Origin of the sequence: uncultured Lacinutrix sp., assembly GCF_947500325.1 — a bacterium.
GTDB lineage: Bacteria > Bacteroidota > Bacteroidia > Flavobacteriales > Flavobacteriaceae > Lacinutrix.
Map to the genome: position 1 here is coordinate 1 of NZ_CANMRQ010000080.1, position 672 is coordinate 672.

1 protein-coding gene is annotated in these 672 nt (G+C 33.8%); it reads right to left on the bottom strand.

The window, feature by feature from the left end:
• Positions 1–116 precede the first annotated feature (116 nt).
• Positions 117–672, bottom strand: a 556-nt coding sequence (locus Q0997_RS20255; protein WP_299892536.1) for a hypothetical protein, incomplete at its 5' end; no start/stop codon positions are given.

Here is a 672-nt window from a genome sequence, read left to right on the forward strand (position 1 = left end):
ACAACGTGTTTGTGTAAGGATAGTTGCGTGTTTAAGTAACTAACTTACTAAAAATGAACCGAACCATTGGAAATTCCGCAGGAATTTCCAAGTAGGCAAGTCACAAGCAATTATTTTTACACGTTGTTGGCAACAGTTTTTTTTATTCGATTAAATAAACTTTCAGTTTTCAGTCGGTCGAAATCATCTTTTAACTTTTTCCATTCTCGATAATCAGAATCCACTTCTTCAGGTCTTTTTCCTTTCATATCAGAGTGATTTGTAACGTGATTTACTAATTCCAAGTGAGAAAGTCTTTTCGTTAATTTACGGTCAATTTTTTCGTTCCGATTAAATAGTTCCTGAAGTTTTGTTTTCAGTTCATTTGGATATCGAGTAAGCAATTCAGCCGAACCTAACAGATTAACCTCAATATTCGATTTGGTCAATAAAATCCATAATTGGTCAAAATTCGGTTCAGGAAGTTTTACAAATCCGTATTCATTTCCCCAACCAGAATCCCATAGGATTTCATTAATCCATAAACTTCCTTTTTTGTCAACAAAATGTTCTGTTCCGTTGACTTTGCTCAATCCGAAATCTTCCGGCTTACTTTTATTATATCTAAAAGAAGCTAAAAAATGCTTTTCGTTTATGTCAATGGTTTCGGGTTTCATCAAATTGTTGCCAACG